The following is a 19,477-nucleotide window of genomic DNA, read 5'->3' on the forward strand; positions in this document are numbered from 1 at the left end:
CTCAGAAGTCCCACCGTTTTTTCCTGCCCCAATCATAGGACCGCATGCCGTGCACCATCTCGGCCAGCGCTCCCCCGCGTAGCCGGAAATACCGTCCCAGGTTCCGCGCGTCGATCTTGTTCAGGCCGTAGAGGAGCCAGCGCAGGCGGTTGGCCCCGCGCATTTCGGGCATGACGTGACGCCTGATGCGCTCGCGGTAGGCTGGGCCTGGGTGGAGGCCCTTTTCCAGGGCGTCCGCCAGGGCCTCGCCGGCGTACCAGCCTGTCAGCAGGGCGTAGAAGATGCCCTCGGCCAGCAGGGGGTCGGCGTAGCCCCCGGCGTCGCCAGCCAGCAGGACGTTGCCGCGGACCGGGTCGGGGAGAGCGTTGCCGTAGGGGATGGGGTGGCCTTCGAGGGCGTGTTGCCGCAGGAATGCGTCGGGGTCATCGACATGGAGGTAGCGCAGGAACGCTTTGAAAGTGTTGCGGAAATTTTCGCCGTTCCGGCGCAGGCCGCAGACGCCCATGACCATGCCGGCGCTGTTCGGGAAGACCCAGCCGTACCCGGTGGGCAGAAAACCCGCGTGCAGTTCCGGGACGTCGGTGATTCTCGGCGCGGCTTCACGCGGCACGGTGATCTCGATGGCCGCGGCGAGATTTCTCTGCCAGCGCTCCCGGCACAGGCCGAAGCACCTGCGGACCACGGAATTGACCCCGTCGGCGCCGAGCACGAAGCGGCCGCGGAACTCGTCCTGTTGCGTGCGTACGTTCCCTTGGGGGGAACAGCCGACGATTTCGTGATGGTGGAGGATTCGCGCACCGGCCGTCAGGGCCTGGTCCAGCAGGAACGCGTCGAAGCGGGCGCGGCGGACGAGGTGGAAGGGGTAGGCCAGTCGGTCCCGGATCAGCGGATGCCCGCCGAGATGGAGGGCGAAGCCGCCGGCCACGGTGTCCACGATGCCTTCGCGGATCAGGCCATCGGCGGTACAGCCGTGCAGCCGCTCCAGCAGGCGCATGCTTTTCCAGGTCAGCAGGCCGCCGCAGAGCTTGGGGCGCGGGAACGAGGCCTTGTCCAGGAGCAGGGCGTCGAAACCCCGCCGGGCCAGGACGAGGGCCGCGGTGCTGCCCGCGGGCCCGGCCCCGGCGATGATCACATCGGCATGGTGCACGTTCCTGGCCCGGCTCAGTCCTCGGCGATGGCCGTCATGTCGATGTTGACGCCGGCCTCGCGGGCCTTGAGGACGCGTCGCGCGATCTTGCCGCTGCGGGTCCGGGGCAGGGCGTCCACGAATTCCACGGAACGGACCACGGCCACGGGGCCCACCTCCTTGCGCAGGTGGGTCTTGAGCATGCGGATGATCTCGTTGCGGTCGTCCAGGGCCGCGAACTCGGGCTGCAGGACCACGAAGGCCTTGGCCACCTCGCCCTTGATCTTGTCCGGGATGCCGATGACGGCCGCGTCGGCCACGGCCTTGTGGGACAGGAAGGCGTTCTCCACCTCGACGTTGCCGATGCGGTGGCCGGCGATGTTCATGATGTCGTCGGAACGGCCGTGGATCCAGACGAGCCCGTCCTCGTCGCGGGTGGCGATGTCGCCGGCCCAGTATTTGCCAGGGCCCAGGGGCCAGTAGGCGGTCTCGAAGAGCTCGGGCTTGCGGTACACGTCGAGCAGCATGGCCGGCCAGGGTTTGATCACCACGAGGTTGCCGGCCATGCCGTTCTCCACGGGCTGGCCGTCGTCGTCGACAATGTCCACCTCCACGCCGGGCATGGGCCGGTGCACGGAACCGGGTTTCAGAACCGAGACCGGAAAGGGCGTGATCATGCACCCGCCTGTCTCGGTCTGCCACCAGGTGTCCAGGATGGGGCACTGGGAGTGGCCGATGTGCTTGTAGAACCACAGCCACGTGTCCGGGGCGATGGGCTCGCCGACGCTGCCCAAGAGGCGCAGGGTCGAGAGGTCGTGCATGCGCGGGTACTGGTGCCCGTAGCGCATGAGCATGCGGATGACCGTGGGCGCGGTGTAGAGGATGGTCACGCCGTAGCGGGCCACAATGTCCCACATGCGGTCGGCCTGGGGGTAGAGGGGGTGGCCTTCGTACATGACCGTGGTCGTGCCGGCGATGAGAGGGCCGTAGACCACGTAGCTGTGCCCCGTGATCCAGCCCATGTCGCCCGTGCACCAGAAGATGTCCGTGGGCTTGATGTCGAAGACCCAGTCCAGGGACCGGTGCAGGCCGACCATGTAGCCGCCGTGGCCGTGGACGATGCCCTTGGGTTCGCCCGTGGTGCCCGAGGTGTGCAGGATGAAGAGCGGGTCGGACGCGTCCATGATCTCCGTGGCCGCGTCGGAGCGCTCCTGGCGGACCAGGGCGTCGTACCAGATGTCGCGGGCCTCGCTCATCTCGACGTCGAGCTTGGCCCGGTTGACCACGACCACGGTCTCCACGCAGTCGCAGCCGCCGACCAGGGCCTCGTCCACCGTGGCCTTCAGGTTGATGATGCGGCCGTTGCGGTAGAAGCCGTCGGCCGTGACCACCAGCTTGGCCTCGACCTCGGTGACGCGCTGGCGCAGGGCCTTGGCCGAGAAGCCGGCGAAGACCGCGCAGTGCACGGCCCCGATCTTGGCGCAGGCCAGCATGGCCATCATGGTCTGGGGGATGAGCGGCATGTACAGGACCACGCGGTCGCCCTTGGCCACGCCCAGGGAGCGCATGGCGTTGGCCAGCTTGTTCACCTCGCGGTACAGTTCGTAGTAGGTGTATTTCTTCGTGTCGCCGGCCTCGCCTTCCCAGATCAGGGCGAGTTTGTTCTTGTTGGCCGTCTCGATGTGGCGGTCCAGGGCGTTGTAGACGATGTTGCACTGGGCGCCCTTGAACCAGCGGTAGCGAGGGGCGTCGGAGTCGTCGAGGACCTTGTCCCACTTGCGGAACCAGTCCAGCTCCTGGGCCGCGTCCTCCCAGTAGCCGAGGTGGTCGGCGCGGGCCGAGGCCTGGGCCGTGGCGAACTCCTGCGGGTTGACGTTGGCCTCGATGACCAGTTGGGGCAGGGGGCGGAAGACGAGTTCCTCGCTGTATGCCATGTCGGATTCTTTCATGGCCTTCTCCTTGCGCGGCAGGCCGCGATTCATGCCGGTGCGTCGTTCCATAATGCTCTACTCGATTTGCGTTTCGGGCCAAGCCTGTTCTCGGCTAGCGGCCGTGTGGGGCAGGTGAGCGCCCTAGAGTTGCAATATTTTTTTCAGTTCGCCGATGCGGCGGCGGCTGACGGGCAGCTCGATCTTTTTGCGGCCGGCCGTGCGCAGCATGAAATTGCCGCCTGGCATGGACGCAATCTCCGTGACCATGTCCAGGTTTACCAGGTACTTGCGGTGCACTCGGCAGAAACGGTGGGGCCGAAGCCGCGCCTCCAGGTTCTTCAGGCGGTAGGAGGTCAGGAAGCGGTCCTGGGCCGTGTGCACGAAACTGTAGTCCTCGTAGGCCTCCACGTAGACGATCTGCGTGTAGGGGACGAGGATGTGGCGGCCCTCCTGGTTGACGGGCAGCTTCTCGATTTCGGGCGGCCGTTCGCGGCTCATGTCCCAGGCCTGGCGCAGGGCGTTGACGAAGACCTCTTCCTCGTCCTCGCCCATGGACAGCTGCAGGGTCTCTTCGGGGATCTGTTCGCGCGAACGCAGGGGCTGGGTCGGCGGGGCGGCCTTCTTGCGCGGCAGCAGGGGCCGCAGGCGCTCGATGGCCCGGGCGAAGCGGTTGGCGTTCACGGGCCAGAGCATGTAGTCGGCCGCGCCGAGCTCGAAGGCGGTGAAGGCGTGGTCCTCTTCCGTGGCCAGGAAGATGAGGGCAGGCGGGTCGTCGCCCTGGGCCAGGTGCGCGGCCAGCTCCATGCCGCTGACGCCGTGGGGCAGCTCCGTACCCATGAAGAAGACGTCGTAGGGGATGAAGGACAGCATCTCCAGGGCCTCGAAGGAGGTCACCGCTTCCCCGAGCACGGTGATCTCCTTGACAGGCGCGAGCATGTCCCGCAATTGGGACCGGACCTGCGGGTCCGGGTGCAGCAGCAGAGCTTTGAGTTTGGGCATGATGCCAGCCTGGTCGCGGGTAATGGGGCAACCGATCATATATCCTTGATTTCCAACGAGCTCAAGTTCCCGCTTGCGAGGCGCCCCGGTCTCTCCCCCCTTCCCTCAATTTCGGCGGAATTTCCAGCAACGACCTGGATTTACTCGGCTTTTCCGGAGCCGTTCCGGAATTTCCCCTGCTGCGACGCCGTTGGACAACGCTCGCGAAATCACATATTGGAAAACGTTTATATCCGTAATGAACGGGAGCTTCGACCTCCCCGCAAGGACATATGGCCAAGCAAGAACACATCAGAAATTTCAGCATCATCGCTCACATCGACCACGGCAAGTCCACCCTGGCCGACAGGATCATGGAGAAGACCGGCCTCATCTCCGATCGCCAGAAGAAGGACCAGTACCTGGACCGCATGGAACTGGAGCAGGAGCGCGGCATCACCATCAAGGCCCAGAGCGTGCGCATCCCCTTCAAGTCCAGAAGCGGGCGCGAGTACATCCTGAACCTCATCGACACGCCCGGCCACGTGGACTTCTCCTACGAGGTGTCCCGCAGCCTGGCCGCCTGCGACGGCGCGCTGCTGGTGGTCGACGCCACCCAGGGCGTGGAGGCCCAGACCCTGGCCAACGTGTACATGGCCCTGGACAACGACCTCGAGGTCCTGCCGGTCCTGAACAAGATCGACCTGCCCAGCGCCGAGCCCGACCGCGTGGCCGAGGAGATCGAGGAGGTCATCGGCCTCGACTGCACCGACATCGCCAAGGTCTCGGCCAAGACGGGCCTGGGCGTCGAGGACCTGCTGGAGCGCCTGGTGGAGCGCGTCCCCGCGCCCAAGGGCGACACCGACGCGCCGCTCAAGGCCCTGATCTTCGACTCCTGGTACGATTCCTACCAGGGCGTGGTCGTGCTCTTCCGCGTCATCGACGGTACGATCAGAAACGGCCAGCGCGTGCAGATGTGCGCCACGGGCAAGAAATTCGAAGTGACCAGGCTCGGCGTCTTCTCGCCCGAGGCCATGGACATCAAGGAACTGGGACCCGGCGAGGTGGGCTTTCTCTGCGCGGCCATCAAGGAACTCAAGGACGCCCAGGTCGGCGACACCGTCACGGACCCGGACCGGCCCACGGATTCGCCCTTCCCCGGCTTCAAGGCCGTCAAGCCCATGGTCTTCTGCGGCCTCTACCCCGTGGAGCCGGCCGAGTACGACACCCTGAAGTCGTCCCTGGAAAAGCTGCAGCTGAACGACGCCGCCCTCTACTACGAGCCCGAGACGTCCCAGGCCCTGGGCTTCGGCTTCCGCTGCGGCTTCCTGGGCCTCTTGCACATGGAGGTCATCCAGGAGCGTCTGGAGCGCGAGTTCCAGGCCAAGCTCATCGCCACGGCGCCCTCGGTCATCTACCGCGTGACCCGCACCGACGGGGCGACCTTCGACATCGACAACCCGAGCAACCTTCCCCCGCAGGAGAAGATCGCGTCCATCGCCGAACCGTTCGTGCGCATGGAGATCCACGTCCCCAACGACTATGTGGGCAACGTGCTGGGGCTGTGCGAGGAGAAGCGCGGCATCCAGAAGGACATGCGCTACCTGACCTCGACCCGCGTGGTCATCAGCTACGAGCTGCCCTTCGCCGAGATCGTCTACGACTTCTTCGACCGCCTCAAGTCCGTGACCAAGGGCTTCGCTTCCCTGGACTACGAGGTCATCGACTATCGCGAGGCCGACCTGGTCAAGCTCGACGTGCTGATCAACTCCGAGCCCGTTGACGCCATGGCCGTCATCGTGCATCGCTCCAACGCGGCCTACAGGGGCCGGGCCCTGGCCCTGAAGCTCAAGCGCGTCATCCATCGGCAGCTCTTCGAGATCGTCATCCAGGCGGCCATCGGCAGCAAGATCATCGCGCGCGAGCGGGTCTCCCCCCTGCGCAAGAATGTCACCGCCAAGTGCTACGGCGGCGACATCACCCGCAAGCGCAAGCTTTTGGAAAAACAGAAGGAAGGCAAGAAGCGCATGAAGCGCATGGGCAGCGTGGAAATTCCCCAGGAAGCGTTCCTGGCCGCCCTCCAACCGGACGAATAGTCCAGACAACTCTCCGCCCCGCGCGGATCAGGCATCAGGCAGGCAGATATGAACCCTCGTTGGCAGACAATGCTCAAGGAATATGCGGAAGCGCTCATCGTGGCGCTCATCCTGGCGTTTTTCATCCGGTCCTTCGTGGTCCAGGCATTCAAGATCCCGTCGGGCTCCATGCTGCAGACCCTGCAGATCGGCGATCATCTGCTGGTCACCAAGTTCGCCTACGGCGTGAAGCTCCCCTTCACGAACATCATGCTCATGGAGCGTGAAGGGCCCAAGCACGGGGACGTCATCGTCTTCGAATTCCCCGAGGACCCTTCCAAGGACTTCATCAAGCGCGTCATCGGCCTGCCCGGCGACGTCATCGAGATCCGCGACAAGCAGGTCTTCCGCAACGGCGTGCAGCTGGTCGAGCCGTACGTGCAGCATGTCGACTCCGCCAGTTCCGTGCCCAGGCGCGACAACTTCGGGCCCGTCATGGTGCCCGAGCACAAGTACTTCGTCATGGGGGACAACCGCGACGAGTCCTACGACTCGCGTTTCTGGGGGTTCGTCGAGCGCAACACCATCGCTGGCAAGGCCCTCATCCTCTACTGGTCATGGGCGAGCCTGACGGACATCCGCTGGGACCGCATCGGGCAGATGGTGGAGTAAGGGCATGATCGCCAAGGTCTCCACCGCCGCGCTCCTGGGAATCGACGGATTCACCATGGAACTGGAGGTGGACCTGGCGCGCTCGGGCATGCCGGCCTTCATCATGGTCGGCCTGGCCGAGGGGGCGGTGCGCGAAGCCAAGGAGCGGGTCTTCTCGGCCCTCAAGAACACCGGCTTCAAGCTGCCCCCGAGCCGCATCACCGTGAACATCGCGCCGGCCGACATCCGCAAGGAGGGTTCGGCCTATGACCTCCCCCTGGCCCTGGGCCTTCTGGCCGGGGCCGAGGTCATCCCGCAGGAAAAGCTCTCCGGTCTGTATCTGGCCGGGGAGCTTTCTCTTTCCGGGGAACTGAAGCCCGTGTCCGGCGCCCTGCCTCTGGCCCTGCGCGCCCGCGAGGCCGGGGCGAGGGGCATGGTCGTGCCCGAGGCCAACGGTCCCGAGGCGGCCGTGGTCCAAGGCCTGCCCGTGTTCGCCTGCCGCACCCTGTCCCAGGTCGTGCGCTTCGTTCTCGGCGAGGAGGAGGTCGAGCCGCTGGCCTGCGACGTGCAGAGCCTGTGGGAGCAGCGGGAGCGGCATCACCTGGACTTCGCCGAAGTGAAGGGCCAGGAGCGGGCCAAGCGGGCCATCGAGATCGCCTGCGCCGGCAACCACAACCTCCTGTTCATCGGCCCTCCCGGCAGCGGCAAGACCATGCTCTCAAGCCGCATCCCGACGGTCCTGCCCTCCCTGACCTTCGACGAGGCCCTGGAGGTGACCAAGATCTATTCCGTGGCGGGCAAGCTGCCCGCAGAGCAGCCCCTGGTCGTGACCCGCCCTTTCCGCTCGCCGCACCACACCATCTCCGACGCCGGACTCATCGGCGGCGGCCAGTACCCGCGGCCGGGCGAATTGTCCCTGGCCCACCGGGGAGTCCTGTTCCTGGACGAGCTGCCGGAGTTCAAGAAGCACGTGCTGGAAGTGCTGCGCCAGCCCCTTGAAGAGGGCCGCGTGACCATCTCGCGGGCCGCCGTGTCCCTGGAATACCCCGGCGACGTAATGCTGGTGGCGGCCATGAACCCCTGCCCTTGCGGGTATCTGGGCGACGAGAAGCACCACTGCTCGTGCACGCCGCTGCAGGTTCAGCGGTATCGCTCGCGCCTTTCGGGCCCGTTGCTGGACCGCATCGACCTGCACGTCGAGGTGCCGGCCGTACCGTATCGGGATTTGAAACAGGAGCAGGGAAGCATCAGTTCGGCCGTCATGCGGGGGCGCATCGACGCGGCCCGCGAGGTCCAGCGCAGGCGCTACGACGGCCTGCACTTCTCATCCAATTCCGAGCTCTCGGGCAGGTGGCTGGAGCGCTTCTGCCCCCTGACCGCGCGCGAGCACGACTTTCTGGAAGGCGCGGTGCAGCGTCTGGGCATGTCGGCCCGGGCCTTCACCCGCGTGCTGCGCATCTCCCGTACCATCGCCGACCTGGCCGGGGACGAGACGCTGACCGTCGTGCATCTGGCCGAAGCCATCAACTACCGCGGACTGGACAGGCAAGGCCGGGAGTAATCCCTTACGCCTCCCCGTCATGGAGCACCCGGGCCTTTCTCCAGGCTCCGGCCTGGACCCGGTGCGTCCATGCCACGGCCGTGCCGGCGACGAAGATCGTGGCCGCGGTCCATTCGGCCACCAGGCTCGGCATGAAGAGGTCGATCATCCACAGGGCCGCCAGGAAGAGGCAGGTGGCGGCGAGGAAGGCGCGGGCGATCCAGCGGGTGTCGCCCGCCGCGGACAGCACGCCGCCGAAGACGATGTTGGCCGCGTCGATGAGGCAGTAGGCGGCCACGAATTTCATGATCACGGACCCGGCGGCGACGATGGCCCCGCTTTCGGGGCCGTCCCCGGCGAAAATGGCCACCAGCGGCTCCGAGGCCGTGGCGAAGAGGATGGCCATGACCGCCAGCCACAGCTCGCACACGATCAGGGACTGCCAGGCGATGGGCAGGACGTCCTCGTCCCGGCCCGCGCCTCGGGCCCGGCCGACCAGGATGCCCGCGGCCTGGGCCAGGCCCAGGGCCGGGAAGAAGGCCGTGCCGTTGATGCGGAAGGCGATGCTCGATGCGGCCAGTTCGACGGTGCCGAGCCGTCCCAGGATCAGCAGGAAGAAGGTCCAGGCCACGAGTTCAGCGCTGATCCGAAATCCCATCGGCGTGGCCAGGGACAGGAACCTGCGGAACTCGGCCCACCGGAATCTGCGGGCCAGACGGTCGGCGAGCCCGCCCGACATGGCGAAGAGGGCCATGTACAGCGCAGCCGCCACTGCCTGCGCCGCCACGGTTCCCAGCGCCGCGCCCGCGATGCCCATGCGCGGCATCCCCCATTCCCCCAGCACCAGCCCCCAGTCGAGGACGGCGTTGACCGCGAAGGACACGAGCGTCACCCAGGTCACGGTCACGGCCCGGCCGATGCCCGCCAGCCACCCGCCCAGCGCTCCGCCCAGGACCGGGAAGAGGGAGCCGGCCATGCAGATGGCGAAATAGGCCTGCTCGTCCCGGGCGACCTGCGGCTCGTGACCGGCAAAGAGGAAAAGGCTCCCCAGGGGCCAGGCCAGGGCCAGGGCAGCCAGGCCCGAAACCAGGGACGCGTGCACGCCGAGCCAGGCCGCCTGGCGGATACCCCCCTCGTCGCCGCGGCCGTGGCTGTGGGCCACGAAGGTTCCGGCGTAGCCGGCCGTGCCGAACAGGAAGCCCTGGAACAGGACCACGGCCAGGCTGGCCGGCCCCATGGCCGCCACGGCCGCGCTGGAATGCAGCGACAGGACGTAGGCGTCGACGATCTGCATCATGGTAATCGTCGAGGAGGACAGGATGAGGGGCAGGGCGAGCCGCAGCAGGCTCGGGACGTGGCTGAACACGAATGGGCTCCGTTTGGTTGGTCTGGACGGGCTTGCCGCCGGTTCCCCGGGCGGCGTCACTCGTGGCGCAGGGCGTCGATGGGGTTGAGTCCGGCCGCCCGGCGGGCCGGGAAGTAGCCGAAGATGACGCCGATGGCCGCGGAGAACAGGAACGAGGCGATGTTGATGGCCGGGTCGAAGATATAGGGCACGCCCATGACGCGGGCAAGGCCCATGGACGCGCCCGGGGCCAGGGCGATGCCGACGAGGCCGCCCAGGCTCGACAGGGCCACGGCCTCGATGAGGAACTGCAGGAGCACCTCGCGCTCCAGGGCGCCGATGGCCAGGCGGATGCCGATCTCCCGGGTCCGTTCCGTGACCGAGACGAGCATGATGTTCATGATGCCGATGCCGCCCACCAGCAGGCTCACGGCGGCCACCGCGCCCAGGAGCATGGTCAGGATCTTCGTCGTCCCGGTCAGGGTTTCGGCGATCTGGCGGGTGTCCATGACCCGGAAGTCGTCGTCCTCGTTCTCGCCGATGTTGCGGCGTTCCCGCAGCAGCAGTCCGAGCTGCTTCTTGACGGCGTCGATGGACGCCCCGTCGCGCACGGACACGCTCAGCCGGTTGATGTCCTGGCTGCCGGTGAGCCGCCGCTGCACGGTTCTCAGGGGCATGACCACGATGTCGTCCTGGTCGGACCCCATGGCCGACTGCCCCTTGGACTTGAGGAGCCCGATGACCTCGCACGAGAACTGCTTGATGCGGATTTCGCTGCCCACGGGGTTCTGGCCGCCGAAGAGCTTTTCGCGCACCGACGCCCCGATGACGCAGACCGCCTTGCCCGCCCGTTCCTCGGTCTCGCTGAATGTGCGGCCTTGTTCCAGTTCCCAGTTGCCGGCCCGGAAATAATCGTTGTTGCTGCCCGAGACCACGGTGGCCCAGTTGTTGGCCTGGTACACGGCGGTCACGGACTTGTTGACCACGGGCGCCACGCTTTCGGCCCCGGAGATCTGGCTGCGGATGGCCTCCACGTCGGCGCCCTTGAAATTGGGCGCGCCGCCCGAACCCGGGCCGAAGCGCTGGCCGGGCACGACCATGACCAGGTTGCTGCCCATGCTCGCGATCTGATCGGACACGGACTTCGTGGCCCCGTTGCCAAGGGTGACCATGGTGATGACCGCGGCCACGCCGATGACGATGCCCAGAATGGTCAGAAACGAGCGCATCAGGTTGCGCCGGATGGCGCGCAGGGCCAGCAGCAGGGTGTTCCAGAGCATCAGGCGTCCTCCCCGCCCGGGCGGTCGCTGTCCACCCGGCCGTCCACGAAGCGCACCACGCGCCCGGCAAAGGCCGCGATGTCGGGCTCGTGGGTGACCATGAGCACCGTGATGCCGCGGTCGCGGTTGAAGCTCGTGATCAGGTCCATGATCTCCCGGCTGGTCTTCGTGTCGAGGTTGCCCGTGGGCTCGTCGGCCAGGAGCACCAGGGGGGCGGTGACGATGGCCCGAGCGATGGCCACGCGCTGCTGCTGTCCGCCCGACAGTTCGGCCGGGGTATGGTGCTCCCAGCCGTCGAGGCCGACCTGCCGCAGGGCCTCGCGGGCCGCGGTGTGGCGCGCCCCGGCGTCGTGTCCGCGGTAGATGAGGGGCAGCTCGACGTTCTCCAGGGCCGTGGTCCGTGCCAGCAGGTTGAAGCCCTGGAAGACGAAGCCGAGGAAATGGCGGCGCAGCAGCGCCCGTTCGTCGCGCTGCAGGCGCTCCACATGCACGCCCTGGAATTCGTAGCTCCCGTTCGTGGGCACGTCGAGGCAGCCCAGGATGTTCATGGCCGTGGATTTACCTGAGCCGCTGGGGCCCATGATGGCCACGAACTCCCCCTGTCCGATGGCCAGGTCAATGCCCTTGAGGGCCTGGAAGGCCGACGGCCCCTGACCATAGGTCTTGGTCACGGCCGAGAGGCGGATCAGGGCGGGATCGGTCATCTGGCGTTCTCCACCGTCTCGGTCACGACTTCCGCGCCAGCCGCCAGGGCGCCACCCAGAATTTCCGTCATGCGTCCGTTGGTGGCTCCGGTTTGGACCTCGACGGGCACGGGCCGTCCGTCCTGCAGGAGCCAGACCTTAGGGGCCGTGCCATTTGCGGCCTTGGCCTGCGGAGCGGCCTGTCGCGGCGGGCGGGGCATGAGGGCGCCCACCAGGCTGCCGCCCGATTTTTGCCGCTCCACGCCGGTTTCCGGCGGTGTGAAGCGCAGGGCCGCGTTGGGCACCAACAGGGCGTTCTCCCTGACCAGAGTCGTGATTTCGGCCGTACCCGTCATGCCGGGCCGCAGGGAAAGGTCGCCATTGTCCACCTGCAGTTCCGTCAGGTAGGAGATCACGCCGTCCTTTTCCTGGGACCCGTAGCTGACCTTGGTGATGACGGCGTCGAATCTGCGGCCCGGCCAGGCGTCCACGGTGAAGGTGGCGTTCTGCCCTTCCCGCACCTGTCCGACATCGGCTTCGTCCACATCGACCTGCAGCTCCATCTTCGCCAGGTCTTCGGCCAGGGTAAAGAGCACCGGCGCCTGGAAGGACGCGGCCACGGTCTGCCCCGGATCCACCTCGCGGGCCAGGACCACCCCGTCGATGGGCGAGCGGATGCTGGCCTTGCGCAGGTTGGTCTCGTCCGTCTGCAGGTCCGCCCTGGTCTGCAGGACAACGGCCTTGGTCTTGGCCTCGTCGGCCTCGGCGCGCTTGAGGTCGGCCTCGGCGGTGTCCATCTCGCTGGCCGACGGCACCTTGCCGCCGGAAAGGGCGGACACCTTGCGCATCCGGCCCAGTTCGGCCCGCGACTGGGCCACGGTGGCCCCGGCCTGCAGCACCTGGGCCTGGGCCGAGGCCAGATTGGCCCGCGACTTGGCCACGGCGTCCTCCAGCTTGGAGAGGTCCAGCCGGGCCAGGACCTGCCCCTTTTCGACCCGGTCGTTCACGTCCACCAGCACCTGGTCGATGATGCCCGAAAGTTCGCTGCCCACGTCCACCTGGTTTGTAGGCTGCAGGTTGCCCGTGGCCGAGACTTTGACCACGAGCGTCTCGACGACGGCGGCCTCGGTCTTGTAGCCCGGTCCCGCCGCTTCCTTGCCGTTGCGCAGGAAAAGGAGCCCCCCTGCCGTCAGAGCGGCCAGGACGGCGAGGAGCCAGAACCAGCGTCGCCCTCTGCGGGCGGGGGAGCGGGTTTCGATGAGGCGCTTCAGGGATGCCTCGCCGGTCTCATGCTGCGGAGTGGATGCGTTCATGGCGTGTCCTTGACGGCCGGAGCGGGTTTGGCCTGCGCAGACCAGCCACCGCCCATGGCCTTGTACAATCGGATGAGGGCCAACACACCGTCGGCGCGGGCGCTGGCCAGGCTGTCCTCGATGGTGCGCACGCTGCGCTCGGTGTCGAGCACCGACTGGAAATCGATGAGCCCGGAGCCGTAGCGCAGCCGGGCCATGTCCGCCGCGCTGCGCGCCGCATCGGCCGCCTCTCCCAGGGCCTGGGCGCGTTCCCGGGACCGTGCCAGGGAGACCAGGGCGTTCTCGACCTCCTGCAGGGCCGTAAGCACCGCCTTTTCGTAGGAGATCAGGGCCTGTTCACGGACCGCGTCCTGGATTTCGACCTGGCTCTTCAGCCGGCCGGCTTCGAAGATGGGCACCGTGATGCCGGCCAGAAGCGACGACGTGCCGGCGTCGCCTCCACCGAGGGCCTTGAAGGTCAGGGCCTCCAGGCCGAGGGAGCCCGAGATGGTGAACGACGGGTATCGCGCTGCCTCTGCCACGCCCACGCGGGCCGTCTCCGCCGCCAGGGTGCGCTCGGCCGCGCGGATGTCCGGGCGCTGGCGCAAGGTGTCGGCCGGGATGCCGACGGCGATGCGTTCGGGCACGGCCGGCAACCCGCCCTCGACGTCCAGGCGGTCCCGCATGGCGCCCGGCGTTTTGCCCAGGAGAATTTCCAGGCTGTGCCGCGTTTCGGCCAGGCTGGTTTCGAGGGCCGGGATTTGCGAGCGCGTCTGCTCCAGGTTGCTGCGCGCCTGCGCCACGTCCTGGCTGTCGACCAGCCCGGCCTGGGCGCGCCACTGCGTCAGCTGCAGGGTTTCGGTCTGGCTGGCGAGATTGTCGCGGGCGATGCGCAGGCGCTCCTGCAGGGTCCGCATCTCCACGTAGCCCAGGGCGGCTTCGGCCGCGATGGAGACCTGGGTGGCGCGCAACCCGGCCTCAGACGATTCGAAATCCGCCTCGGCCGCCTCGTAGCCCCGCCGGGTGCCGCCGAACACGTCCAGTTCCCAGTTGGCGTCCAGGCTCCCGCTGTAGAGTTCGCGGGTCATCCCGCTGCCGGTCTCGCGGCTCGACTGGCTGCGGCTGCCGCTGCCCGAGGCGCTCACGGCCGGAAAGAATCCCGCCAGGGCGACGGCCCGGCGGGCGCGGGCTTCCTTGAGCCGGGCCTGGGCGCTGCGCAGATCGAGGTTGGCGTCCAGGGCTTCGCGCACGATTTCCGACAGCAGCTGGTCGTCCAGATTGTCCCACCAGCTGCCGAGGTCGGGGGCCGTGGCGTTGCTGGCCGGGCCGTCCAGCCCGCTCCACGCGGCCGGCGTCTGCAGGGCCGGGGGAATGTAGTCCGGGCCTACGGAGACGCAGCCCGTGAGGGCAAGCAGGATCAGGGGAAGGACTATGCGCACGTTCATGGCCGGGTCCTCACGATGCCCGAGCGGGCGTGCGGCTGGCGTGGATGCCGGCCAGGGCGAAGCGCACCACGTGGTCGGCGAAGGCGTCGAGGTCGTCCGCGATCACGGGCATCCGCGCGTTCGATGTTTTCTGTCCGAGGCGGCGCATGACCAGGGGGTGGACGCACATGCTGACGATGCACGCCTCGCAGAAGACGACCTGCCGCTCGTCGGCGTCCGGCCCGAGCAGTTCGCGGACCATGGCCAGTGTTTTCTCGCGCATGGGGATGAGTTCCCGCAGCATGACCTCCTCAAGCAGGCCCGTGGGGTTGGCGATTTCCATCTGGGAGATGAAGAAGTCTTTGGTTTTCGGGTCTGCGATGCGCCGCATGAGGGCCAGCAGGCGTTCCCGCAGCCGTTCCTCGGGCGGGGCGTCCGGACGCGCATGGCCGTCGGGCGGGTGGGCGCGGAGGGACTCGGCCAGGCAGTGCCGCCAGGCCTCCTGGTACAGGGCCTCCTTGCCGCCGAAGTAGTAGTTCACCGCGGCGATGTTGGCGCCGGCGCGGGCGCAGATCTCCGCCACGGTGGCGTCGCGGAACCCTTTTTCCACGAACACGTCGCCGGCGGCCGTAAGCAGCTTGTCCCTGGTTCGTGCGGATTTCTTGCTGGACATCGGTTCTCCGGAATCAAATACTTGTTTCAATCGCTTGTTTGAAACTTCCGCGCGGCCGCGTCAAGGGCGAAATGCAGAAGGCGCTCCGCGTCCCAGGGGAGGGCGGGGCGGGTTGTCAGCCTGCGGTGGGGTGGTGTAGAAGGCGGGTTCAACAGTTTGCGCAGGAGGCGACAATGACCTCGATTTTTGACGACCGTGCCTACCGGGGCACCCTGACCCGCCGCGACTTCATGAAGCTCGCCGCCCTGGCCGCCGTATCCACGGCCGCGGGCTGCGCGGCCAACCCCGTGACCGGGCAGAGCCAGCTCATGCTCGTGGGCGAGGGCGAGGAGATCCAGGTCGACAAGGTCAACTCTCCCCACCAGTTCTCGTCCGATTACGGCGTGTCCCAGGACGCGGGGCTGAACGCCTACGTGGCCGGCGTCGGCGCCTCCCTGGCCCGGGTCACGCACCGGCCGCAGATGCCCTACAGGTTCAGCGTGGTCAACGCGACCTACGCCAACGCCTACGCCTTTCCCGGCGGAAGCATCGCCATCACGCGCGGCATCCTGGCCGAACTGGACAACGAGGCCGAACTGGCCGGGCTCATCGGCCACGAACTCGGCCACGTCAACGCCCGCCACACGGCGGCGCGCATGTCCACGAGCAAGATTCTGGGCGCCCTGGTGGGCGGGGCCTCCCTCATCGCCGGGGCCGCCAGCCAGACCCTGGGCAACCTGACCGGAAGCGTGGGCGGGCTCGGCGCGAACCTGCTGTTGGCCAAGTACAGCCGCGAGGACGAACGCCAGGCCGACGAGCTGGGCATGGGGTACATGGTCGGCGCCGGGTACTCCCCCCAAGGCATGGTCGGCCTCATGGACGTCCTGCGCTCCATGGGCAAGCGCCAGCCGAGCGCCATCGAGGCCATGTTCTCCTCCCACCCCATGAGCGAGGAGCGCTATCAGACGGCCGTGAACCGCGCCCGGACCAGCTTCGGGGACCGGCTGAGCCTGCCGCTCAACAAGGAACGCTACATGGCCTCCACGGCCGGGCTGCGCAAGCTCGCGCCCATGTTCAAGCTTTTCCAGGAAGGCGACAAGGCCATGGCCGCCAATTCCTACGACGCGGCCGAGGGCCGGTATGCCGAAGGGCTCAGGCTTTCCCCCAACGACTACGCGGGGCTCGTCATGATGGCCAAGTGCCAGGTCGCCCTCAAGAATGCCGCCAAGGCCGCGGACTACGCCGACAAGGCGCGTCGGGTCTACCCGACCGAGGCCCAGGCCCAGCACGTGCACGGCGTGGCCTCCATCATGGCCAAGAACTACTCCGCGGCCCTGGCCGACTTCGCGGCCTATGAACGCATGCTTCCCGGCAACCCGACCACGGTCTTTTTCAAGGGGTTTTCCTACGAAGGCATGAAGGACAAGCAGAACGCGGCTCAGGAATACCAACGCTACCTGAAGGTCGTGCGCCAGGGCGAGATGGCCCAGCACGCCTACTCCAGGCTCAAGACCTGGGGATACCTGTAATCACGAAAACGAACATCCGGACAGGCCATCCGGGGACGGGTGGCCTTTTTGTTTCCGGAAAGGCGCATATGAAGAAGATCGTCATCCTGTCCGTTTTGCTGCTTCTCTGTCTTCCCGGGCCGGGCGTGGCGGCGGAATCCCAGCCAGCCTCCGAGAGCGCGGTTCTGTCCTCCTTTTTCCAGTCCAAAGCCAAGGATGTTGAGGTCTTGCAGCAGGACGTCGAAGGCCTGCAGGAGCAGTTGGCCGGCCGGGAGGCGGCCTTTTCGGCCGCCCTGGACACCGCGCGCGGCAGGCTGAAGATGCTCGAGATCATGGCCCGCATGGTCAAGACCAACCCCTACGACATGCGCGTGGCCCTGGCCGAGGCCAAGTACCTGCAGCTGACCCTGACCAAGGACATGCAGCCTCTGGAGGCCCTGTCCAAGGAACTCGCGGCCAAGGCCGTCACCATCCAGTCCCTGGAGGAGGACCTGGAGCGCAAGTGGTCGAACGGCATGGACAAGGGTGTGCGCCAGGATGTGCAGACCATCCGCAAAAGCGTGGCCTCCGTCGGTCAGAAGCTCAAGGGAGTCCAGGGCCAGGTGGACAAGATCAACGCGCAGACGAGTGAAATTCTCAGCGCCACGGTGGAGTGGATCACCACCTTCGAGACCCAGCTGCCGCTCATCTGGCGGGCGGAATTCCTGGACGGTGCGGAGTTCCGCATGCTCCCGCAGTCCGGAGCCGATGTCGGCAAGGAGTTGGCCGACTGGTTCGCGAACCTGAAGTCCTTCTTCTTCAGCCAGTACTCCCTGGCCGGCGATGCCGGCGATTGGGCCGGGACCTTCGTTCTTTTCTGGCTGCCTTTCGTCTTCATCGGCTTCATCTCGTACCGTTTCCTGTCGGGCGTGTTCGAGAACGCCCACGCCGGCGGCCGCCTGACCTCGGCCGTGGCCATTCTCTGCCTTTCCCTGGCCCTTTCCCTGCTGGCCGCCTTTTTCTCCGGCAAGGTCAAGCAGACGTCCCTGCTCCTGGCCTTCACCCATGTGCTCATGCTTCTGGGCGTGCAGGCCCTGGCCTGGGTCTTCCGCAACGTGCGGGGCATCCTGCAGAAGGACACCATCCAGCCCCTGCTGCCCCTGGTCTTCCTGTCCCTGAGCGTGGCGATCTTGGATCTGCTGCGGCTGCCGCTATGGCTGGAACATCTGGCCTGGGTCGGCCTGCTTGTGCTCAGCAGTCTCTTCTTCGGCATGATCCGGCCTGAGCTCAAATATGAGCGTTTCGTCAGACGTGTGCACCCGTACGTACTGGCCGTCCTCGTGGCCGTGGCCGTGCTCGGCTGGGGCAATCTGGCCGTGCTGGCCAGCACCATGTGGGGCGTGCTGGCCCTGGCGGTGCAGCTGGCCATCGGCGCCACGAGCGTGGTGCGGGTCGTGGTCGAGAAGCTCGACAAGCGCGGGTGGCGCGCCCTGGTCGCGGACCTGGCCATGACCTTCCTGACGCTTCTGGTCTGGCTGGCCGTGATCATCGGCATCATGGCCTGGGTCAACGTCAACCTGGGCACCAACGCCCTCGTGGAGAAGCTGTCCTCCCTGGAGCTCAACTGGGGGGACTTCTCCTTCAACTTCATGCGGCTGGGCGTGGTCCTGCTGCTCTTCCAGGTGGTCCGCTCCCTGGCCATGGCCTGGAAGACGATCCTCGACAGCGAGAACCTGCGCGGCAAGAACATCGACCACGGCGCGGCCGCCTCCCTGCAGCGCATCGGCATCTACTGCCTGTGGATGCTCTACGGCCTGGTCAGTTTGAACCTGCTTGGCATCAGCCTGAACAACTTCGCGGTCATCGCCGGCGGCCTGTCCGTGGGCATCGGCTTCGGCATGCAGACCATCATCAGCAATTTCATCAGCGGCCTCATCCTCCTCTTCGACCGCGCCATTCAGCCCGGCGACATCATCGAAGTGAACGGCGTGTGGGCCAAGGTCATGAGCGTGAACATCCGCAACACCGAGGTCCAGACCTTCGAGAACGCCAAGATATTTCTGCCCAATTCGACCCTCATCGCCAACCAGGTCACCAACTGGACCCACCGCAACGACGTGCGCATCCGCCGCGACGTGATGGTCGGCGTGGCCTACGGTTCCGACGTGCAGCTGGTCAAAAAGATCATGCTGGACGTCGCCCTGGAGCATCCCGCCGTCATGCCGAAACCCGAGCCGTGGGTCATCTTCAATGATTTCGGCGCCAGCTCGCTCGATTTCATCCTGCGCTTCTGGGTGCGGCACGTGGACCTGGGGCTGTCGACCTGTTCCGAAATCCGGGAGGCCATCGACGCCAAGTTCCGCGAGCACGGCGTGGAAATTCCCTTCCCGCAGATGGACGTGCACATGCGCCCCGGCGACGGGGTGCTGCGGGTCAAGAGCGGGGACTGACCCTCTCTTTCTTATCAGCGTGGTCCAGCAGGCCGCCTCCTGTCCGGGGGGCGGCCTTTTTCGTCGTGCGCGGCAACCGGAGTTGTGCGGATCGTGTGCGGAAACGGAAAGGGCTCGGAGAGGTGTTTTCGGAACACGCTCTTGCTGTTTTCGAACACGTTACGAACATTCGGCAAACACTGTTGTGAACAGCGCTGTAGGAGAGGTGGGCGGGTGTGTATTTTGTGCGTAAACAAGTCAATATGCTATAATCAAAAGATATTTTTTGTGCGTTGTGCTGTTTCCTGTTTCAAGGCTGCGCTCGCAAGAGGGATCGGGCGCACTTTCAGGGGGCGGGATCAGCGTGCTTTGTCACATTCGGGTAAAGAACATTTTGCGAACATGTTTCGGCATCAGGTTCCGCACATTCGATCTGCGCGGCGTCCAAGGTCGTGGTGATCGATCGAAGCATGGTGATCGAGCGTGTGCGAATTGTTCAAAATAATAATATTATGCTGTTTTTATGGAATTTTTTGCGGACATGACGATGTTCGCAGCCATGGAGCAGCCGTCGCGCCGGCCTG

General features: G+C 66.5%; 14 protein-coding genes. 5 read left to right on the forward strand and 9 right to left on the reverse strand.

Annotated features, from left to right (window positions below; genetic code table 11):
- Position 1: 1 nt before the first annotated feature.
- From ACYQ3G_RS05785 to ACYQ3G_RS05795, 3 genes are all read right to left on the reverse strand, one after another.
- Positions 2 to 1,147 (reverse strand): geranylgeranyl reductase family protein, encoded by a 1,146-nt coding sequence (locus ACYQ3G_RS05785; RefSeq protein WP_459823555.1) that lies wholly within the window; start codon positions 1,145 to 1,147, stop codon positions 2 to 4.
- A 14-nt stretch (positions 1,148 to 1,161) separates the two neighbouring features.
- The gene (acs, locus tag ACYQ3G_RS05790) at positions 1,162 to 3,108 is read right to left on the reverse strand and encodes an acetate--CoA ligase (protein ID WP_459824192.1); all 1,947 of its coding nucleotides are present in this window, start codon (positions 3,106 to 3,108) and stop codon (positions 1,162 to 1,164) included.
- A 90-nt stretch (positions 3,109 to 3,198) separates the two neighbouring features.
- Complete coding sequence (locus ACYQ3G_RS05795; RefSeq protein WP_459823557.1) at positions 3,199 to 4,056, reverse strand: LytR/AlgR family response regulator transcription factor; 858 nt, start codon at positions 4,054 to 4,056, stop codon at positions 3,199 to 3,201.
- A gap of 272 nt (positions 4,057 to 4,328) precedes the next feature.
- Between ACYQ3G_RS05795 and lepA the strand changes: the two genes are divergently transcribed.
- From lepA to ACYQ3G_RS05810, 3 genes are read left to right on the forward strand one after another with little or no spacing between them, the layout of a single operon-like run.
- Complete coding sequence (gene lepA, locus ACYQ3G_RS05800) at positions 4,329 to 6,131, forward strand: translation elongation factor 4 (protein WP_459823560.1); 1,803 nt, start codon at positions 4,329 to 4,331, stop codon at positions 6,129 to 6,131.
- A gap of 48 nt (positions 6,132 to 6,179) precedes the next feature.
- On the forward strand, positions 6,180 to 6,782 hold the full coding sequence (gene lepB / locus ACYQ3G_RS05805) for a signal peptidase I (protein WP_028576329.1): 603 nt from the start codon (positions 6,180 to 6,182) through the stop codon (positions 6,780 to 6,782).
- A gap of 4 nt (positions 6,783 to 6,786) precedes the next feature.
- Complete coding sequence (locus tag ACYQ3G_RS05810; RefSeq protein ID WP_459823564.1) at positions 6,787 to 8,322, forward strand: YifB family Mg chelatase-like AAA ATPase; 1,536 nt, start codon at positions 6,787 to 6,789, stop codon at positions 8,320 to 8,322.
- A gap of 4 nt (positions 8,323 to 8,326) precedes the next feature.
- On the opposite strand, the gene ACYQ3G_RS05815 is transcribed toward ACYQ3G_RS05810, so the two are convergent.
- The 6 genes from ACYQ3G_RS05815 to ACYQ3G_RS05840 are packed head-to-tail and all read right to left on the reverse strand — an operon-like array spanning position 8,327 to position 14,998.
- Entirely contained in the window at positions 8,327 to 9,667 is a 1,341-nt protein-coding gene (locus ACYQ3G_RS05815) for an MATE family efflux transporter (protein ID WP_459823567.1), read from the reverse strand.
- A gap of 56 nt (positions 9,668 to 9,723) precedes the next feature.
- Positions 9,724 to 10,926: an ABC transporter permease gene (locus tag ACYQ3G_RS05820; protein ID WP_459823570.1), complete on the reverse strand. Its 1,203-nt coding sequence runs from the start codon at positions 10,924 to 10,926 to the stop codon at positions 9,724 to 9,726.
- A complete protein-coding gene (locus ACYQ3G_RS05825; RefSeq protein WP_459823573.1) occupies positions 10,926 to 11,630 on the reverse strand; it encodes an ABC transporter ATP-binding protein in 705 nt (234 codons plus the stop codon). The genes ACYQ3G_RS05820 and ACYQ3G_RS05825 overlap by 1 nt, the downstream gene beginning before the upstream one ends.
- Positions 11,627 to 12,922 carry an efflux RND transporter periplasmic adaptor subunit gene (locus ACYQ3G_RS05830; protein ID WP_459823575.1) on the reverse strand — a complete coding sequence of 432 codons (1,296 nt, stop codon included), beginning with the start codon at positions 12,920 to 12,922 and terminating at the stop codon, positions 11,627 to 11,629. Before ACYQ3G_RS05830 ends, ACYQ3G_RS05825 begins: the two co-directional genes overlap by 4 nt.
- On the reverse strand, positions 12,919 to 14,346 hold the full coding sequence (locus tag ACYQ3G_RS05835) for an efflux transporter outer membrane subunit (protein ID WP_459823578.1): 1,428 nt from the start codon (positions 14,344 to 14,346) through the stop codon (positions 12,919 to 12,921). Before ACYQ3G_RS05835 ends, ACYQ3G_RS05830 begins: the two co-directional genes overlap by 4 nt.
- 10 nt (positions 14,347 to 14,356) lie before the next feature.
- The gene (locus ACYQ3G_RS05840; RefSeq protein WP_459823581.1) at positions 14,357 to 14,998 is read right to left on the reverse strand and encodes a CerR family C-terminal domain-containing protein; all 642 of its coding nucleotides are present in this window, start codon (positions 14,996 to 14,998) and stop codon (positions 14,357 to 14,359) included.
- Between the two features lie 173 nt (positions 14,999 to 15,171).
- Here ACYQ3G_RS05840 and ACYQ3G_RS05845 point away from each other — a divergent pair, with 173 nt between their 5' ends.
- Positions 15,172 to 16,506, forward strand: coding sequence for a M48 family metalloprotease (locus ACYQ3G_RS05845; RefSeq protein WP_459823583.1), 1,335 nt, complete (start codon positions 15,172 to 15,174; stop codon positions 16,504 to 16,506).
- A 68-nt stretch (positions 16,507 to 16,574) separates the two neighbouring features.
- Positions 16,575 to 18,914 (forward strand): mechanosensitive ion channel domain-containing protein, encoded by a 2,340-nt coding sequence (locus tag ACYQ3G_RS05850; protein WP_459823586.1) that lies wholly within the window; start codon positions 16,575 to 16,577, stop codon positions 18,912 to 18,914.
- Positions 18,915 to 19,477 lie beyond the last annotated feature (563 nt).

The organism is Desulfomicrobium salsuginis, from assembly GCF_054657795.1.

Coding starts and splice junctions, on each gene's coding strand:
- acs (WP_459824192.1), bottom strand. CDS start 3,108: ATGAATCGCGGCCTGCCGCGCAAGGAGAAGGCCATGAAAGAATCCGAC.
- ACYQ3G_RS05795 (WP_459823557.1), bottom strand. CDS start 4,056: ATGCCCAAACTCAAAGCTCTGCTGCTGCACCCGGACCCGCAGGTCCGG.
- lepA (WP_459823560.1), top strand. CDS start 4,329: ATGGCCAAGCAAGAACACATCAGAAATTTCAGCATCATCGCTCACATC.
- lepB (WP_028576329.1), top strand. CDS start 6,180: ATGAACCCTCGTTGGCAGACAATGCTCAAGGAATATGCGGAAGCGCTC.
- ACYQ3G_RS05810 (WP_459823564.1), top strand. CDS start 6,787: ATGATCGCCAAGGTCTCCACCGCCGCGCTCCTGGGAATCGACGGATTC.
- ACYQ3G_RS05820 (WP_459823570.1), bottom strand. CDS start 10,926: ATGCTCTGGAACACCCTGCTGCTGGCCCTGCGCGCCATCCGGCGCAAC.
- ACYQ3G_RS05825 (WP_459823573.1), bottom strand. CDS start 11,630: ATGACCGATCCCGCCCTGATCCGCCTCTCGGCCGTGACCAAGACCTAT.
- ACYQ3G_RS05830 (WP_459823575.1), bottom strand. CDS start 12,922: ATGAACGCATCCACTCCGCAGCATGAGACCGGCGAGGCATCCCTGAAG.
- ACYQ3G_RS05835 (WP_459823578.1), bottom strand. CDS start 14,346: ATGAACGTGCGCATAGTCCTTCCCCTGATCCTGCTTGCCCTCACGGGC.
- ACYQ3G_RS05840 (WP_459823581.1), bottom strand. CDS start 14,998: ATGTCCAGCAAGAAATCCGCACGAACCAGGGACAAGCTGCTTACGGCC.
- ACYQ3G_RS05845 (WP_459823583.1), top strand. CDS start 15,172: ATGACCTCGATTTTTGACGACCGTGCCTACCGGGGCACCCTGACCCGC.
- ACYQ3G_RS05850 (WP_459823586.1), top strand. CDS start 16,575: ATGAAGAAGATCGTCATCCTGTCCGTTTTGCTGCTTCTCTGTCTTCCC.